The sequence below is a fragment of the Neorhizobium sp. P1_A6 genome, from assembly GCF_056406795.1.
This window is the reverse complement of sequence record NZ_JBFTZM010000025.1, coordinates 1-15,257: the sequence shown is the minus strand read 5'-3', so window position 1 is coordinate 15,257 and position 15,257 is coordinate 1. Positions and strand designations below refer to the sequence as shown.

Below are 15,257 nucleotides of genomic sequence, written 5' to 3'. Positions count from 1 at the left end.
TCGACACGGTCCTTGCGCCTCGCGTAAGGGAAGCGCGTTTTCATGGAAAATATCCGACGCTTGAGTGAGTCGGTCTGGAATGGCTTTAAGCATTCGGTGCCGGAGATCGGCATGGTCGAAGTCCTGGGACACGCAAATCTTGAAACGCATCCTTCTGGCCCTGATCCTTGTCGTCGCGACATCCGTGGCTTCTTCCGCGCTTGCAGGCGGCCTCACGATGGTTCCCGAAGGAAATCGTCACGCGGAACAGCCGAAGGTTCCGGGTGCCTCGGTACGCCGGACCCGCGCCGGCCGCACCACCTTCGATGACAAATACGAGAAGATCCGCGACCTGCTTGCTTCCGACAAGAAGCTGATCGCCAAGATCAAGTCGACGGCCGCCGATTATGGCATCGATCCGATCCATATGATCGGCGCGATCGTCGGCGAACATACCTATAATGTCGATGCCTACGACCGGCTGCAGACCTATTATGTCAAGGCGGCCGCTTATGCCGGCAACAGTTTCCGTTTCGGTTATGGCGACGAGAGCATCCAGCAGTTCCTCGACCGGCCGGAATTCGGCAAATGCGACGATTTTGCCGATTCCTACAAGCTCTGGACCTGCCGTGAAGGCGTCTGGGAAAAGAGTTTTCGCGGCCGCTCGGTCGGCGGCACCTCGTTTCCGGACAATCGCTTCAGTGCGGTCTTCTTCCAGCCCTTTTATGCCGGCCAGACCTTTGGCCTCGGCCAGGTCAATCCGCTGACGGCGCTGATGCTGTCGGACATGGTGGCCAGGAATTCCGGCTACCCGAAGCTCGACGAGAACAAGGCGGCTGCGGTTTATGACGCGATCATGGACCCGGATAAGTCGCTCGCCTATATGGCGGCCAATATCCGTCGCTCGATCGACGACTACAAGTCGATTGCAGGCATGGATATCTCCCGCAATCCCGGCATCACGGCGACGCTCTACAATACCGGCGGTTCGGCGCAGCGCGCCGCAGCACTTGCCGCCCGCGGTGGCCTGCCGGAGGAGAATTATTACGGCTGGCTGGTCAACGACAAGCTCGCCGAGTTGAAATCTCTCCTCTGACGGCGGATATTCCCTCCATAGGAAACCCCTGAGGAGGGCTCGTCCATGGACATTCGCCCCGAACCCTTTGTTCCGCCCGCACCTCCGCATCGGGAACGACTGCTGAGCCCGATCGAGGTGATCTGGACTGCGCTCCGCAATCCGCTGGAGCTCTGGGGCAAGGTTTCCTACACCCTGCCCTGGCTCGAGACGAAGTTCTTCAAGGAACGGACGCTGATCGTCAATCATCCAGGCCTCATCCGGCACATTCTGGTGGACAATGTCAGCAATTACGTCATGTCGGAAATCCGCCAGCTCGTGCTTCGCCCGATCTTGCGGGACGGCCTGCTGACAGCGGAAGGCGAGGTCTGGAGGCGCAGCCGCAAGGCGATGGCGCCGGTTTTCACGCCAAAGCATTCTCGCGGTTTTGCCGGCCAGATGCTGAGTCAGACCGAGGAGTTTTCAGAGAAATATGCCGCGGCCGGCGCCGGGGGCGCGGTCCGTGATATTTCCGTCGACATGACAGAACTGACCTATGCCATCCTCGCCGAGACCCTGTTTTCCGGCGAGATCGCCGGGAACAAGGAAACAGTTGCCGACGATGTCGACCAGCTTCTGCACCGCATGGGCCGGATCGACCCGATGGACATGCTGCGCGCCCCGCCCTGGGTGCCGCGCGTCACCCGCATCGGCGGCAGGCGGATACTCGACAAGTTCCGGCGCGTAGTTGCCGAAACCATGCTTATGCGGCAGGAGCGGATGCGCAAACATCCGGGCGACGTGCCGCAGGATTTCCTGACGCTGCTGCTTCAGCTGACCGGTCCCGACGGGCTGACGATGGACGAGATCGAGGACAATATTCTCACCTTCATCGGCGCCGGCCATGAGACGACGGCCCGGGCGCTCGCCTGGACGCTCTATTGCGTGGCGGAGTCGCCGTCGGTGCGACAGGCCATGGAAGAGGAGATCGACCGCGTTCTGGCGTCCGGCGCCGATCCGGTCGAATGGCTGGAGCTGATGCCCTGGGTGCGGGCGGCGTTCGAAGAGGCATTGCGGCTCTATCCGCCGGCGCCGTCGATCAACCGGGAGGCGATCAGCGACGACAGCTGGACGAGCCCGGAAGGCAAGACGATCAGGATCGATGCCGGGGTAACCGTGCTGGTCATGCCCTGGACGCTGCATCGCCACGAGCTTTATTGGGACAAGCCGCGCGCCTTCATGCCCGAGCGTTTCCTGCCCGAGAACCGCGGCAAGCTGAACCGGTTTCAGTATCTGCCTTTCGGCGCAGGCCCCCGCACCTGTATCGGCGCGACCTTCGCCCTTCAGGAGGCAGTGATCGCGCTTGCGGTGCTGATGGGTCGCTATCGTTTCGATGTCACGCCGGAAACCAAGGTCTGGCCGGTCCAGAAGTTGACCACCCAGCCGCGCGATGGTCTGCTCATGCGGGTCAGTCCGCGACATCAGAGGTCTTCGCTGGTGAATTGATCTTGGCGGCCTATGCGCTATTGATCCCTAGACCCGATCTTCAGGATTTTCGCGTGGCCTCTTCCTTTCCTCCCGGCCCTCTCCTTCTCGGAATTGATACCGGCGGCACCTATACAGATGCGGTGCTGTTCCGCGAGGGCGAAGGCGTTATCGCCAAGGCGAAATCGCTGACGACCAGGCATGATCTGGCGGTCGGCATTGCCGGCGCCGTTGATGCGGTGCTGGAAAAAAGCGCAGTCTCCGCTTCGGCTATAGGCTTGGTCTCGCTGTCGACGACGCTTGCCACGAACGCGCTGGTCGAAGGGCAGGGTGGTCGTGCCGCCCTGATCATGATCGGCTTTACTGCGGAGGATCTGGCCCGCGGCGGACTTGCGGAGGCACTGGGAAATGATCCGGTGATCTTCCTGCCTGGGGGCCACGACGTGCACGGCAACGAGACGCTGCTCGACATGGTGGCTCTGGAGGCGGCTGTGCCGACGCTTTGCGAAACAGTGTCTTCCTTTGCGGTCGCCGGTTATTTCGCTGTTCGGAATCCGGCTCATGAAGTCCGGGTGAGGGACCGTATTCGCGCGCTTTCGCATCTGCCCGTCACCTGCAGCCACGAGCTTTCGTCGAAACTCGGCGGTCCTCGCCGCGCGTTGACCACGCTGCTGAACGCCCGGCTGGTGTCGATCATCGACCGGTTGGTCGACTCCTGCGAGGGCTTTCTGGCCGCGCGCGGCATCACGGCGCCGATGATGGTGGTGCGCGGCGATGGCGCGCTGATCTCCGCTGCCGAGGCCCGGTTGCGGCCGATCGAGACCATCCTTTCCGGGCCTGCTGCAAGCCTTGTCGGGGCGCATTTCCTGACCGGTTTCGATCAAGCGGTCGTCTCCGACATCGGCGGTACCACAACGGATGTCGCGGTTCTCGACGGAGGGCGGCCGAAGCTGGCGGAGGAAGGCGCCGTGGTCGGCGGTCATCGCACGATGGTGGAGGCGGTGGCGCTGCGCACCTACGGGCTCGGCGGCGATTCCGAAGTCCATATCGACGATCGCGGCCTCGAAGCCCGGCTCACCCTCGGTCCGCGCCGGCTTCTGCCGCTCAGCCTTGCCGCGATGGCGCATGGCGAGATCATCCTGTCGATGCTGGAAAAGCAGCTGCGCTCCAGCCATGCCGGGCGGCACGACGGCCGCTTTGCGGTGCGAACCGGTGTGCCGGATGTCCTGGCCCAGGGCCTGCAACCGCCGGAACAGGCACTTTTTGCCCGCATCGGCGTGGTACCGGTTTCGCTCAACGATCTGCTGACGATGAATTCGCAGAAGGCAATTCTCGACCGGCTGGTTGCGAGAGGGCTGGTGCATCTCTGCGGCATCACCCCTTCCGATGCATTGCATGTGCTCGACCGCCAGAGCCAATGGCGCGGAGAGGCTGCAAGGCTGGGGCTGGAGCTTGCCGCCCGGCGCAAGGACGGCGCGGGGCGCGGGATCGCCGCTTCCCCGGAAGATCTGGCTGAGAAGATCGTGAGCCGGCTGACGCGCCAGTCGTCCGAAGCCGTGCTCGCCGCCTGCCTCGCCGAAGATGGCGCCGAAGCCATCGATCCCGCGGTTTCGCTTGCCGTCGATCGAGCGCTGAAACGCATTCCCGGCATTGCCCGGTTCTCCGTCTCGCTGGATCGGCCGCTGATCGGGCTCGGGGCTTCCGCACCCGTCTATTATCCGGCGGTCGCGAACATGCTCGGCGCGCAATCGATCATTCCGGGCGATGCCGATGTCGCGAACGCCATCGGAGCGGTGGTCGGCCAGGTCCGTGCCAGCGTTACCGTTGTTGTCACCTCGCCGGAGGAAGGGCGCTTTATTCTCTCCGGATCAGGCGCGCGGCTCGTCGTCATCGGTGAAACGGAAGCGCTGACCGCCGCCCGGGAGCATGCAACCGCCGCCGCGCAGACGCAGGCGAATGCGGATGGCGCCAAGGACACGGTGGTGACCATTTCGGAAGAAATGGATGCGCCGGAAATCGAGGGCTCGCGAAAATTCGTCGAGGCGCGGATCACCGCAGTTGCTGTCGGCAGGCCGAGAATAGCCGTTTTCCAAGCGGTTTAGCCCGCTCACGGTGCTCGACGCCCGGAATGGATCGCCCTTTGAGCTCTGTTCAAAAGGGCGTAAGTTGGCCGGCATTTATTCCAGCCGGGAAAAACTGCAGTGATCACCAATCTCGCCGATCTGGAAATCTTCGTCAAAGTGGCGACCACCGGAAACATGTCGGCGGCTGCAAAGAGCCTTGGCATTTCCCCGGCAGTGGTTTCAAAGCGTATCAAGCGGCTTGAGGAACAGCTCGGCACACGTCTGCTGCAGCGGACCACCCGCCAGGTCGGGATGACCGACGCCGGCAAGGGTTTTTACGACAGGATCGCCAACGTCCTGACCGGGATCGAGGATGCCGAGCAGTTTGTCTCCGGCCGGTCGACCGAGATTGCCGGCAATCTGCGCATCTCCGCGCCGACCTCGTTCGGACGCATGCACATTGCGCCGCATCTCCCGACCTTCATGCAGGCGAACCCATATCTGTCGATCGACCTGATGCTGTCGGATGAGTTCACGGATATCATCGCCCAAGGTTTTGATGTGGCGATCCGCATATCCGAGCTGAAGGATTCGAGTCTCGTTGCCCGCAAGCTTGTGCAGGTCCGGCGCATTCTCTGCGCCTCTCCCTTCTACATCGAGCGGCACGGCGCTCCGACAAGCATTGAGGAGCTGGCAAACCATCACTGTCTCACGGCCCATAATGGCGAGCCCTGGAGGCTGGAAGGTCCCAAAGGTCCGCTGGTCTACCGGCCGGCCGGGATGCTGAACACCAATTCCAGCGAAGTTATCCGCGAAGCGGTAATCGCCGGTCTCGGCATCGCGCTAAGATCCACCTGGGATATCGGCAACGAGCTCAAGGACGGGCGGCTGGTGATGGTGATGCCCGGATATGAGGGCTCCAAGAACATCTCGGTCTCGGCGGTCTATCCGAGCCGGCAGCATCTCCCTTCCAAGGTCCGTGCCTTCATCGAATATCTTGCCGACCTTTATGGGCCGATCCCGTATTGGGAACGGCATTCCCCGGATGCGGGCCGGAAATAGCTGCTAACGGCGCAGATTATTTCCGATATGGCATAAGTCATTCAATATTCGTGCAATTGCAATTTCGCTCGCGAACAAAGACAGTCAGCGGCATGAAAAATTCGGAGGAACCGATGGCCCGTATCGAAAAAAATGGTCTCGCAATCGACGAGAAGCTTCACGACTTCCTGGTGAAGGAAGCGCTGCCGGGCACCRGTGTCGACGCCGACCGCTTCTTTTCCGAGTTTTCGAAGATCGTCCACGACCTGGCGCCGAAGAACCGCGAGCTTCTCGCCAAGCGCGACGCCTTCCAGGCCAAGCTCGACGAATGGTATCGCAAGAACGGCGCGCCCAGCGATCTTGCGGTTTACGAAGCCTTCCTGCGCGACATCGGTTACCTGCTGCCGGAAGGGCCGGATTTCGCGATCTCGACCGACAAGGTCGATCCGGAAATCGCCGAGGTCGCCGGGCCGCAGCTCGTCGTCCCGGTCATGAATGCCCGGTATGCGCTGAATGCCGCCAATGCCCGCTGGGGCTCGCTCTACGATGCGCTCTATGGCACCGATGCCATCCCCGAGACCGAGGGAGCCGAAAAGGGCAAGGGTTACAACCCGGTCCGTGGCGCCAAGGTCATTGCCTGGGCGCGTGATTTCCTCGACCAGTCGGTACCGCTTTCCGGGGCAAGCTGGACCGACGTCACCTCGTTTGTCGTGACTGGCGGCAAGCTCACGGCTGCAGCCCAGGAGGGCAAGACGGTTAATCTTGCCGATCCGGCTCAGTTTGCCGGCTATCTCGGTGAGCCGGCCCAGCCGACCCATCTGCTGCTGACGAAGAACGGCCTGCATATCGAAATCCTGATCGATGCTACGACGGCGATCGGCAAGGACGATCCGGCCTGGATTTCGGATGTCTGGCTGGAATCGGCGATCACCGCGATCATGGACTGCGAGGATTCGATTGCCGCGGTCGACGCCGAGGACAAGGTCGTCGTCTACCGCAACTGGCTCGGCCTGATGAACGGCGACCTTCAGGAAGAGGTGAGTAAGGGCGGCAAGTCCTTCATCCGCAAGCTCAACCCCGACACGACGTTCAAGGCGCCTGCCGGCGGCGATGTCACGGTCAAGCGCCGCTCGCTGATGCTGATCCGCAATGTCGGTCACCTGATGACCAATCCGGCGGTTCTGGACAGCGAGGGCAAGGAAGTTCCGGAAGGCATCACGGATGCGATGGTCACGGCGCTGATCGCCATCCGCGATATCGGCCCGAACGGACGTCGCCAGAATTCGCGGGCCGGCTCCATGTATGTGGTGAAGCCGAAGATGCACGGGCCGGAAGAGGTCGCTTTCGCCTGCGAGATTTTTGCCCGCGTCGAACAGGCGCTCGGCCTTCCGACCAATTCCATGAAAATGGGCATCATGGATGAGGAGCGCCGTACCACGATCAACCTCAAGGCCTGCATCCGCGAGGCGCGCGAGCGTGTCGTCTTCATCAATACCGGCTTCCTCGACCGTACCGGCGACGAGATCCACACCTCGATGGAAGCAGGCCCGATGATCCGCAAGGGCGACATGAAACAGGCCGCCTGGATCGCTGCCTACGAGAACTGGAACGTCGATATCGGCCTCGAATGCGGCCTGTCGGGCCACGCGCAGATCGGCAAGGGCATGTGGGCCATGCCGGACTTGATGGCCGCGATGCTGGAACAGAAGATTGCTCATCCGAAGGCCGGCGCCAACACCGCCTGGGTTCCGTCGCCGACGGCGGCCACGTTGCACGCCACCCACTATCACAAGGTCGACGTTGCCGCCGTCCAGGCCGGTCTGAAGAGCCGCACCCGCGCCAAACTGTCGGATATCCTCTCCGTGCCGGTCGCGGTGCGGCCGAACTGGACCCCGGAGGAAATCCAGCGCGAACTCGACAACAATGCGCAGGGCATTCTCGGCTACGTCGTCCGCTGGATCGACCAGGGCGTCGGCTGTTCGAAGGTGCCGGACATCAACAATGTCGGATTGATGGAAGACCGTGCGACGCTGCGCATTTCCGCCCAGCACATGGCGAACTGGCTCTATCACAAGCTCACCAGCGAAGAGCAGATCGTCGAGACAATGAAACGCATGGCGGGGGTCGTCGATGGCCAGAATGCGGGCGATCCGCTCTACACGCCGATGGCCAGGGATTTCGACGGTTCCGTCGCCTTCCAGGCCGCGCTCGAACTGGTGCTCAGGGGTCGCGAGCAGCCGAACGGTTATACAGAGCCGGTCCTGCATCGCCGCCGTCTGGAACTGAAAGCCAAGCTCGCCAGCTGACCGGCGAGCAAAGATCAGGCAAAGAAAAAGGCCGCCAGAGACATTTCTCGGCGGCCTTTTCGTATTCTCGTCGAATTTCGCGATTACTGGATCACGACGACCTTGGTTTCGCGGCCCGGACGGACGCGGCTGTAAAGGTCGATGACGTCCTGGTTGATCAGGCGGATGCAGCCCGACGAAGCGGCGGTGCCGATGGAGGCCCATTCCGGCGTACCGTGCAGACGGAAGAGCGTATCCTGGCCCTTTTCGTTGAAGAGGTACATGGCGCGCGCACCGAGTGGGTTGCTGAGGCCGGGGCCCATGCCGTCTTCGACGTATTTGGCAACGTCCGGACGACGGCCGGCCATTTCCTTCGGCGGGTGCCAGGTCGGCCATTCCTGTTTCCAGGCGACGTAAGCCGTCCCGGACCAGGCAAAGCCCTGCTTGCCGACGCCGATGCCGTAGCGCATCGCCTTGCCGTTCGGCAGGATGTAGTAGAGATGGCGCTCACGCGTGTTGACGACGATCGTGCCCGGCTTTTCGCTGGTCTGATAGCTGACGATCTGGCGGACGAACTGCTTGTCCACCTTGTTGATCGGGATCGCCGGAAGGGTATAGCCGGCGTCTCTCACCGAACCGTAGGAGTCGCTGAAGATCTGTTCGGTATAGGAGGCCGTGGCCACCTGGGTGCCGCCGCCGGGAATCGTGGAGGCGCAACCGGCCAAGGCAGCAGTTGCCAACAGGCCGAGTGCGAGCATGCTAGTGCGAAAGCGCATGGAAATCTCTTGGGTAAAACGAATCGATTGAGACGGACGCATGCCCATCTTTGATCAGGGGTTATTTTAGATTAGATTACGCTTGGCAAGCGCTGCAGCGCATCAAAACAGAGCCGGCGCATGATTGAAAAAAGCCATGGCGTTTTTGCAACATCATGGAAGCGGTTTTTCGGGATTCTATGACTATACTCAACCTTGCCAGTAATAATCCGTTAATAGATGGGCGGCAGTCAGCCCGCGCCATGCTGGTCCGCAAGGGCGTCCAGATCCTGCTGCACGAGATGCGGCACGCGATGTTGCCCGAACTCGTGCTGTCGAGCGGAAGGCGCGCCGACCTGGTGACCATTTCGGAAAAGGGCGAGATCTGGATCATTGAGATCAAGACGTCGATCGAGGATTTTCGCGTCGACCGCAAATGGCCGGAATACCGAGCCTTCTGCGACCGCCTGTTTTTCGCGACGCACAAGGACGTGCCGCTCGACATCTTCCCGGAGGATTGCGGCCTCTTCCTCTCGGACGGTTATGGCGGGCACCTGCTGCGCGACGCACCGGAACACAGACTGCCGCCTGCGACACGCAAGGCGATGACACTGAACTTCTCCCGCGCCGCCGCCCAACGCCTGATGCTGGCGGAATGGGCGACCGGCAAGAATTTCGACGAGATGTGACTTATTTCGGCGCGCGCTTGGCAAGGATGCGCTGCAGCGTGCGGCGATGCATGTTGAGCCGCCGTGCCGTCTCCGAGACATTACGTTCGCACATCTCGTAGACCCGCTGGATATGTTCCCAGCGCACGCGATCCGCCGACATCGGGTTTTCCGGCACATCAGCCCGCTCGCCCGGCCTCTGGGTCAGCGCGCCAAAAATGTCGTCGGCGTCGGCGGGCTTGGCGAGATAGTCGAGCGCCCCGAGTTTCACGGCCGTCACGGCGGTAGCAATATTGCCGTAGCCGGTCAGCACGATCACCTTGGTATCCTCGCGGCTCTGGCGGATCGCCTCGATCACGTCCAGCCCGTTGCCGTCGCCGAGGCGTAGGTCGACCACCGCATATTTGGGCGGCCGCGCCTTCGTCTTGGCGATACCTTCCGCGACGGACTCCGCCGTATCGACCAGGAAGCCGCGGGTCTCCATGGCTCGAGCGAGCCGGCGCAGGAACGGTCCATCGTCATCGACGATCAGCAGCGAAGGGTCGGGCCCGAGCTCGGGGTCGGCATGAACCTTGGTCGGTTCCGGGTGTGTTTCCATCTCTTTTTTCTCCGCGGGTTTCAAAGGCCCGCTTGCCTTTTCGGAATGATCGGCCGACCGGCCGGATTATTTCAAGTCCTGCGCGTCCATCACCGAACGCGGCCATTCGATATCAATGCGGGCGCCCGGTTCGCCGCTGTCGCGGTTGCCGAAGCGGATCGCGGCGCCGGACCGTTCGAGCAGCGTCTTGGCGATGAAGAGGCCAAGGCCAAGCCCGCCCGCCCGTTCGTCTTCCTTGGGTCTCTTCGTCATATAGGGTTCGCCGATCCGCGAAAGAATATCCGGCGCATAACCCTGGCCGTCATCCTCGATGGTGATCGCCACTCGCTCGACATTATGCTCCACCGTAACGATCACTTTGCTCTTGGCATAATCGACCGCGTTTTCGATCAGGTTGCCGAGCCCATATATAATGCCGGCATTGCGGTTGCCGACCGGCTCGTTGGTCCGGTCGTTTTTCTCGACGAGTTCGATCTCGATGCCGAATTGCCGATGCGGCGCCACGACCTCCTCGACCAGGGAGGAAAGCGGCAGCCGGCGCATATGTTCCTCGCTCTCGGCAGAAAGCGAGGTAAGCCGGCGAAGAATATCGCGACAGCGTTCGCTCTGGCTTCGCAGCAGCAGCACGTCCTCACGGAACCGGTCGTCGGGACCAAGCTCGCGCTCCATCTCCTTGGCGACGACGCTGATCGTTGCGAGCGGCGTGCCGAGCTCATGGGCCGCAGCCGCCGCCAGCCCGTCGAGCTGCGAAAGGTGCTTTTCCCGCTCCAGGACCAGTTCGGTCGCCGCAAGCGCATCGGCGAGCAGCGTCGCTTCGTGGCTGACGCGATAGGCATAAAAGGCCGCGAACATCATCATCGAGGCGATCGAACACCAGACGCCGAGCTGCATGACCGGCTGGATCCGAAGCGGCTCGCCCTCATACCAGGGCACCGCGTAGGGCGAAAAGGCGAGCACCGTGGTGCAGACCAGCGCAAAAACGATCAGGACAAGCGAATGGCGCAGCGGCTGAGACGCGAAGGCGATGATCACCGGAACGCAGATCAGCGGCGCAAACGGATTGGCAAGCCCGCCGGTGATGAACAGCAGCGCCGCCATCTGCAGCAGATCGAAACCGAGCAGCGCCAGCGCCGACTTCGGGCCAAGCCGATGGGTCGGCGGGAACCAGGCCGACAGGGTGAGGTTGGCGACCGCAAGCGCACCAACCAGAATGCCTGCCTCCTGCAGAGGCAGAGGAAACTGCAGCAGCAGCCCGACGATGACGACGGTAATCGTCTGACCGGCGACCGCCAGCCAGCGGAGCCGCACCAGTGTCTGAAGCCGAATTCGTCGGCTCGAGGGGCCGAATTGCGCAAAACGCACTGAAGGACTGTCTACGCTCACCGTCTGCTCTTTACCTTGCCTTATACAAGTGACTTGCGGCCGCCTTCATAAACCGGCTCGACTTCAGGTCGCAGGCGGCATTCTGTCACGTCCCGCGCGGTTTGGCACGTGTCGTCGGCGCGGCCTCGGCCGGGTCCTCCGGCCAGGGATGTTTGGGATAACGGCCGCGCATTTCGGCCCGCACATCCTTCCAGGAACCGGCCCAGAAGCCGGGCAGGTCCCGTGTCGTCTGGATCGGCCGATGCGCCGGGGAGTTGAGTTCGAGCAGCAGCGGCAGTTTTCCTCCGGCAATCGCCGGATGTTTCTTCAGCCCGAACAGTTCCTGCACCCGGATCGCCAGGACCGGCTCCTCGCCATCATAGCGGATCGGATGCCGCTCGCCCGTAGGCGCCTCGAAATGCGTCGGCGCCAGCTTGTTGAGATCCTGGGAAACCTCGTGCGGAATGAGCGAGCGCAGCCCATCCGAAAGACTGCCGGGATTGATGGTATCGATGCCCGACGCACCGCCCTGGAACGGAACGAACCAGTCGTCGAGCCGGGCAAGCAGCGCCTCGTCGCTCACATCAGGCCAAGGCTCGCCGATCGACCGGTTCAGGAAGCCGATCCGGTCGCGCAGCTGCGCGCCCTCCTTGGAGAATGGCAGGACCTGAAGCCCCAGTTCCTGCACGCCGTCCGCAAGCGCCTGTGCGGCCCGTTCGCCACTCGGCCGTGGCAGCGGCCTTTCCTCGAAGATGATGGCGCCGAGCCGCGTCACCTTGCGGGCGCGCACCTGCCGGCTCGCCCGGTCGAAGAAACATTCCTCGCTCTCGCGGATTGCGCCGGCAAGCTCCACTTCCACATCCGCCCGGCTGATCTCCGCAGCTGCGAGAATACGCGCCTGGGCGGCCCGGCCGGTCAGGTCGGCGATGACCAGCATTTGCGATGCCGCCAGCCGCTCGGTCTCCTGCAGTTCCGCGCCACGCCCGTTCGCCATCACGAAACGCCCGCGCCCGCCGCGCTGCAGCGCGATCCGGTCCGGATAGGCATGCAGGAGAAGCCGCCCCGCCAGAACCGGTTCCGTCGATTGCGATCGCTTCGGCAGGTTCGAAAAGATCCGATCCGCGAGCTTGCGGGCCGCGTCGGCTCTCTCGCCACGTTCGTTGCGGAACCGCCGCAGCCGTTCGTCGAGATCGATGTCGCTCCCGCCAAGCCCCTGTTCGGTCAGCAGCACGGCAAGCAGGCTTGCTTGCCTGCCGAAACCCTCTTCCGCCGCTGAGATCGCCATGGCCGCAAGCCGCGGCGGAAGCGCCAGTTCCCGCATCAACCGGCCCTTTTCCGTCAGCCCGCCCTGGGGGTCGAGTGCGCCGAGCTGGGTCAGCAGCACCTTTGCCTCGTTGAAGGCCGGCCCGGGAGGCGGATCGAGAAACGCAAGTCCCTTCGGATCCTGGACGCCCCAATGGGCAAGATCGAGAACCAGACCGGAAAGGTCGCTCGCGAGAATCTGCGGCGGCGTGAACGCCTGCAGCGCTGCCGTCTGTCCCGGATGCCAGAGGCGCATCGCGATGCCCGGTTCGGTACGGCCGGCACGACCCGCCCGCTGATCGGCCGAGGCGCGAGAAACACGCACCGTCTCCAGCCGGGTGATGCCGGTCGAGGGCTCGAATACCGGCAGGCGCTGCAGCCCGCTGTCGATAACGATCCGGACTCCGTCTATAGTAATGGAGGTTTCGGCGATCGATGTGGCCAGCACGATCTTGCGCAGTCCGGCGGGTGCCGGTCTGATCGCCAGATCCTGTTCCCTCTGGGAGAGATTGCCATAAAGCGGCACCACCACGGTCTCCGGCCCGAACCGCCCCGCAAGCCGCTCGGCCGTGCGCAGGATTTCCGCCTGGCCCGGCAGGAAAGCGAGGATGGAACCCGTGTCATTCGCGTGCGCCTCGACGACCGCCCGCGTCATCGCGTCCTCGATCCTTTCGTTCGGTGCGCGGTCGCGATGCTGGATGTCGATCGGAAAAATCCGGCCTTCGCTCTTGATGACTGGTGGCTCGCCAAGCAGTCCCGCCACCCGCTCCACATCCAATGTCGCCGACATGACGAGGAGCCGGAGATCGTCGCGCAGCGCCGATTGCACATCGAGCGCCAGCGCCAGACCAAAATCCGCGTCGAGCGATCGCTCGTGGAATTCGTCGAAGATCACCGCGGAAACGCCACTCAGCTCCGGATCGTCAAGAATCATCCGGGCGAAAACGCCCTCGGTCACCACTTCGATCCGGGTCTTCGGCGAGACTTTATTGTCGAGCCGCATCCGGTAGCCGACCCGATCGCCCACCTGCTCACCAAGCAGCGACGCCATCCGGGATGCAGCTGCGCGCGCTGCCAGCCGTCGCGGTTCGAGCAGGATGATTTTTCCCGTGCACCAGGCCTGGTCGAGCAATGCCAGCGGCACGAGCGTCGTCTTGCCGGCACCCGGCGGTGCTGAGAGTACGGCACGTGTGCCTTGGGCCAGCGCTTCCATTATAATGCCCAGCACTTCGGTAACGGGAAGTCTCGGCAGGCTCCTTGTGATCGGGCCCGCACCTTGCGCTGCGGTCATCAGCGCGAAACCTGTCCGCTGGCCCGGTTATAGGCAAGGATCGCTCCGGCAAGATCCTCGAGCGCTGCGCCCACCGACTTGAAGAGCGTGATCTCGTCCGCGCTTGTGCGGCCGGGATGTTTTCCATGCGCGAGTTCGGCCAGTTCCGCCTTGATCCCCTCCTTCGACAGCGCCCCGCTTGCGAGCGGCAGAACGATGTCGCCACCTTCCTTCATGGCGCCGGCGCGTGTATCGACGAAGACGGACGCGCGCCGCACCGCCTCGTCGTCGCTCTCGCGCATGTCCGGCTTGAAGGCGCCGACGAGATCCAGATGCGCGCCCGGCTTCAGCCATTCGCCGCGGATCAGTGGCTCGTTGGATAGTGTCGCGCAGGAAATGATGTCCGCCTGTCCGGCCGCGACGGCAAGATCCTCGACGGCCGCCGCGTCGAGCCCGAGCATCCGTGCCTCGTGCGCAGTCTCTTCGGCCTTCTCTATATGACGTCCCCAGATGCGGAAATGTTTGAGCGGCCGTGTGATCGCATGGGCCTGCATCAAGTTGAGCGAAAGCCGGCCGGTTCCGACCATCAGCATGACCTCGGCATCTTCCCGCGCGAGATAGCGGGCGGCGAGCGCCGAGGTTGCGGCGGTGCGGCGCGCGGTCAGTTCGCCGCCCTCGACGATCGCCAGCATCTCCCCGGTCTTGCCCGACGAAAGAAGGTAGCTGCCGAAGATGGTCGACAGGGACCGGAGATGATTGTCCGGAAACAGATTGAGGATCTTGACGCCGATATGGTCGCCCGGCACCCAGGCGGGCATCAGCAGCATGACCGCATTTGCTTCACCCGGCACCTCCATTTCATGATGGTGGCGCACCGGCATGACGCAGTCGCTTTTGAACATCGTTTCGATTGCCGCGATGAGTTCCGCAAAGGGGAGTGCATCCCGGGTCTGCACTTCATTCAATACCAGCATGTCATACTCCAGCCGCCAGAAATCGGTTTTACCCTAACAACGCGAAATCGCCGCGTAAAATGGGTTTTTCGGCGCTCGAGAGCTGCCCTTTCGTTAAGCGCTGCTCATTTTATGGCCGGAAATCGCGCGTTTTGGGCAGGTCCCGAGAAAAATGACAGTTTTTTGAAAATCCCTGTTGACTTCAAACTGGGGTCGGCACTATAACCCGCTCACTGAACGAGGGCGGCGGCGCTGCTGGCGACGACGACTTTCGTTCTACAGAAATCACTGATTGATTGGCGCATGCTGGTTGGGACCGAGTTTCGGTTTGGTCTCTTGGGGTGTTGCTGTTTCGAGAAGTTTTGACGGTTTGGCCCTTGGGTTTGGAAGCGTCGGTTATTTGACAATTGAAGATGAGAAGAAAGAGAAACGTGGTCGGCGG

Annotated in this window: 12 protein-coding genes; 6 read left to right on the top strand and 6 right to left on the bottom strand. The window is 62.6% G+C overall.

Annotation, left to right across the window (positions count from 1 at the left end; genetic code table 11):
• Positions 1–139 precede the first annotated feature (139 nt).
• The 5 genes from AC1D3C_RS28345 to AC1D3C_RS28325 all read left to right on the top strand — a co-directional run bounded on the left by AC1D3C_RS28345 (position 140) and on the right by AC1D3C_RS28325 (position 7,928).
• Positions 140–1,075, top strand: coding sequence for a DUF1402 family protein (locus AC1D3C_RS28345; RefSeq protein WP_046601211.1), 936 nt, complete (start codon positions 140–142; stop codon positions 1,073–1,075).
• A gap of 45 nt (positions 1,076–1,120) precedes the next feature.
• Positions 1,121–2,539 carry a cytochrome P450 gene (locus AC1D3C_RS28340; RefSeq protein ID WP_477485213.1) on the top strand — a complete coding sequence of 473 codons (1,419 nt, stop codon included), beginning with the start codon at positions 1,121–1,123 and terminating at the stop codon, positions 2,537–2,539.
• A 53-nt stretch (positions 2,540–2,592) separates the two neighbouring features.
• Positions 2,593–4,620, top strand: coding sequence for a hydantoinase/oxoprolinase N-terminal domain-containing protein (locus AC1D3C_RS28335; RefSeq protein WP_477485212.1), 2,028 nt, complete (start codon positions 2,593–2,595; stop codon positions 4,618–4,620).
• 102 nt (positions 4,621–4,722) lie between these two features.
• Positions 4,723–5,643, top strand: a complete 921-nt coding sequence (locus AC1D3C_RS28330) for a LysR family transcriptional regulator (protein ID WP_477485230.1) — start codon at positions 4,723–4,725, stop codon at positions 5,641–5,643.
• A 113-nt stretch (positions 5,644–5,756) separates the two neighbouring features.
• Positions 5,757–7,928 (top strand): malate synthase G, encoded by a 2,172-nt coding sequence (locus tag AC1D3C_RS28325; RefSeq protein ID WP_477485211.1) that lies wholly within the window; start codon positions 5,757–5,759, stop codon positions 7,926–7,928.
• Positions 7,929–8,011: 83 nt separating this feature from the next.
• On the opposite strand, the gene AC1D3C_RS28320 is transcribed toward AC1D3C_RS28325, so the two are convergent.
• On the bottom strand, positions 8,012–8,683 hold the full coding sequence (locus AC1D3C_RS28320; protein WP_038591700.1) for a L,D-transpeptidase: 672 nt from the start codon (positions 8,681–8,683) through the stop codon (positions 8,012–8,014).
• A gap of 179 nt (positions 8,684–8,862) precedes the next feature.
• Between AC1D3C_RS28320 and AC1D3C_RS28315 the strand changes: the two genes are divergently transcribed.
• A complete protein-coding gene (locus AC1D3C_RS28315) occupies positions 8,863–9,351 on the top strand; it encodes an MmcB family DNA repair protein (RefSeq protein WP_477485210.1) in 489 nt (162 codons plus the stop codon).
• Position 9,352: 1 nt separating this feature from the next.
• Here the strand turns inward: AC1D3C_RS28315 and AC1D3C_RS28310 are convergent, their stop codons facing one another.
• The 5 genes from AC1D3C_RS28310 to AC1D3C_RS28290 all read right to left on the bottom strand — a co-directional run.
• Complete coding sequence (locus AC1D3C_RS28310; RefSeq protein ID WP_038591703.1) at positions 9,353–9,928, bottom strand: ActR/PrrA/RegA family redox response regulator transcription factor; 576 nt, start codon at positions 9,926–9,928, stop codon at positions 9,353–9,355.
• A 66-nt stretch (positions 9,929–9,994) separates the two neighbouring features.
• Entirely contained in the window at positions 9,995–11,311 is a 1,317-nt protein-coding gene (locus AC1D3C_RS28305) for an ActS/PrrB/RegB family redox-sensitive histidine kinase (RefSeq protein WP_477485209.1), read from the bottom strand.
• 85 nt (positions 11,312–11,396) lie between these two features.
• Positions 11,397–13,883, bottom strand: a complete 2,487-nt coding sequence (gene hrpB / locus AC1D3C_RS28300) for an ATP-dependent helicase HrpB (protein ID WP_477485208.1) — start codon at positions 13,881–13,883, stop codon at positions 11,397–11,399.
• Positions 13,883–14,836 (bottom strand): bifunctional Delta(1)-pyrroline-2-carboxylate/Delta(1)-piperideine-2-carboxylate reductase, encoded by a 954-nt coding sequence (gene lhpI / locus AC1D3C_RS28295; protein WP_477485207.1) that lies wholly within the window; start codon positions 14,834–14,836, stop codon positions 13,883–13,885. Before lhpI ends, hrpB begins: the two co-directional genes overlap by 1 nt.
• A gap of 209 nt (positions 14,837–15,045) precedes the next feature.
• Positions 15,046–15,257 (bottom strand): hypothetical protein (locus AC1D3C_RS28290; RefSeq protein ID WP_477485206.1); only part of this gene is annotated, 212 nt, incomplete at its 5' end.

Excerpts from the sequence above, each read along its gene's own strand:
- AC1D3C_RS28340 (WP_477485213.1), top strand. The coding sequence starts at position 1,121 with ATGGACATTCGCCCCGAACCCTTTGTTCCGCCCGCACCTCCGCATCGG.
- AC1D3C_RS28320 (WP_038591700.1), bottom strand. The coding sequence starts at position 8,683 with ATGCGCTTTCGCACTAGCATGCTCGCACTCGGCCTGTTGGCAACTGCT.
- AC1D3C_RS28315 (WP_477485210.1), top strand. The coding sequence starts at position 8,863 with ATGACTATACTCAACCTTGCCAGTAATAATCCGTTAATAGATGGGCGG.
- AC1D3C_RS28310 (WP_038591703.1), bottom strand. The coding sequence starts at position 9,928 with ATGGAAACACACCCGGAACCGACCAAGGTTCATGCCGACCCCGAGCTC.
- hrpB (WP_477485208.1), bottom strand. The coding sequence starts at position 13,883 with ATGACCGCAGCGCAAGGTGCGGGCCCGATCACAAGGAGCCTGCCGAGA.
- lhpI (WP_477485207.1), bottom strand. The coding sequence starts at position 14,836 with ATGCTGGTATTGAATGAAGTGCAGACCCGGGATGCACTCCCCTTTGCG.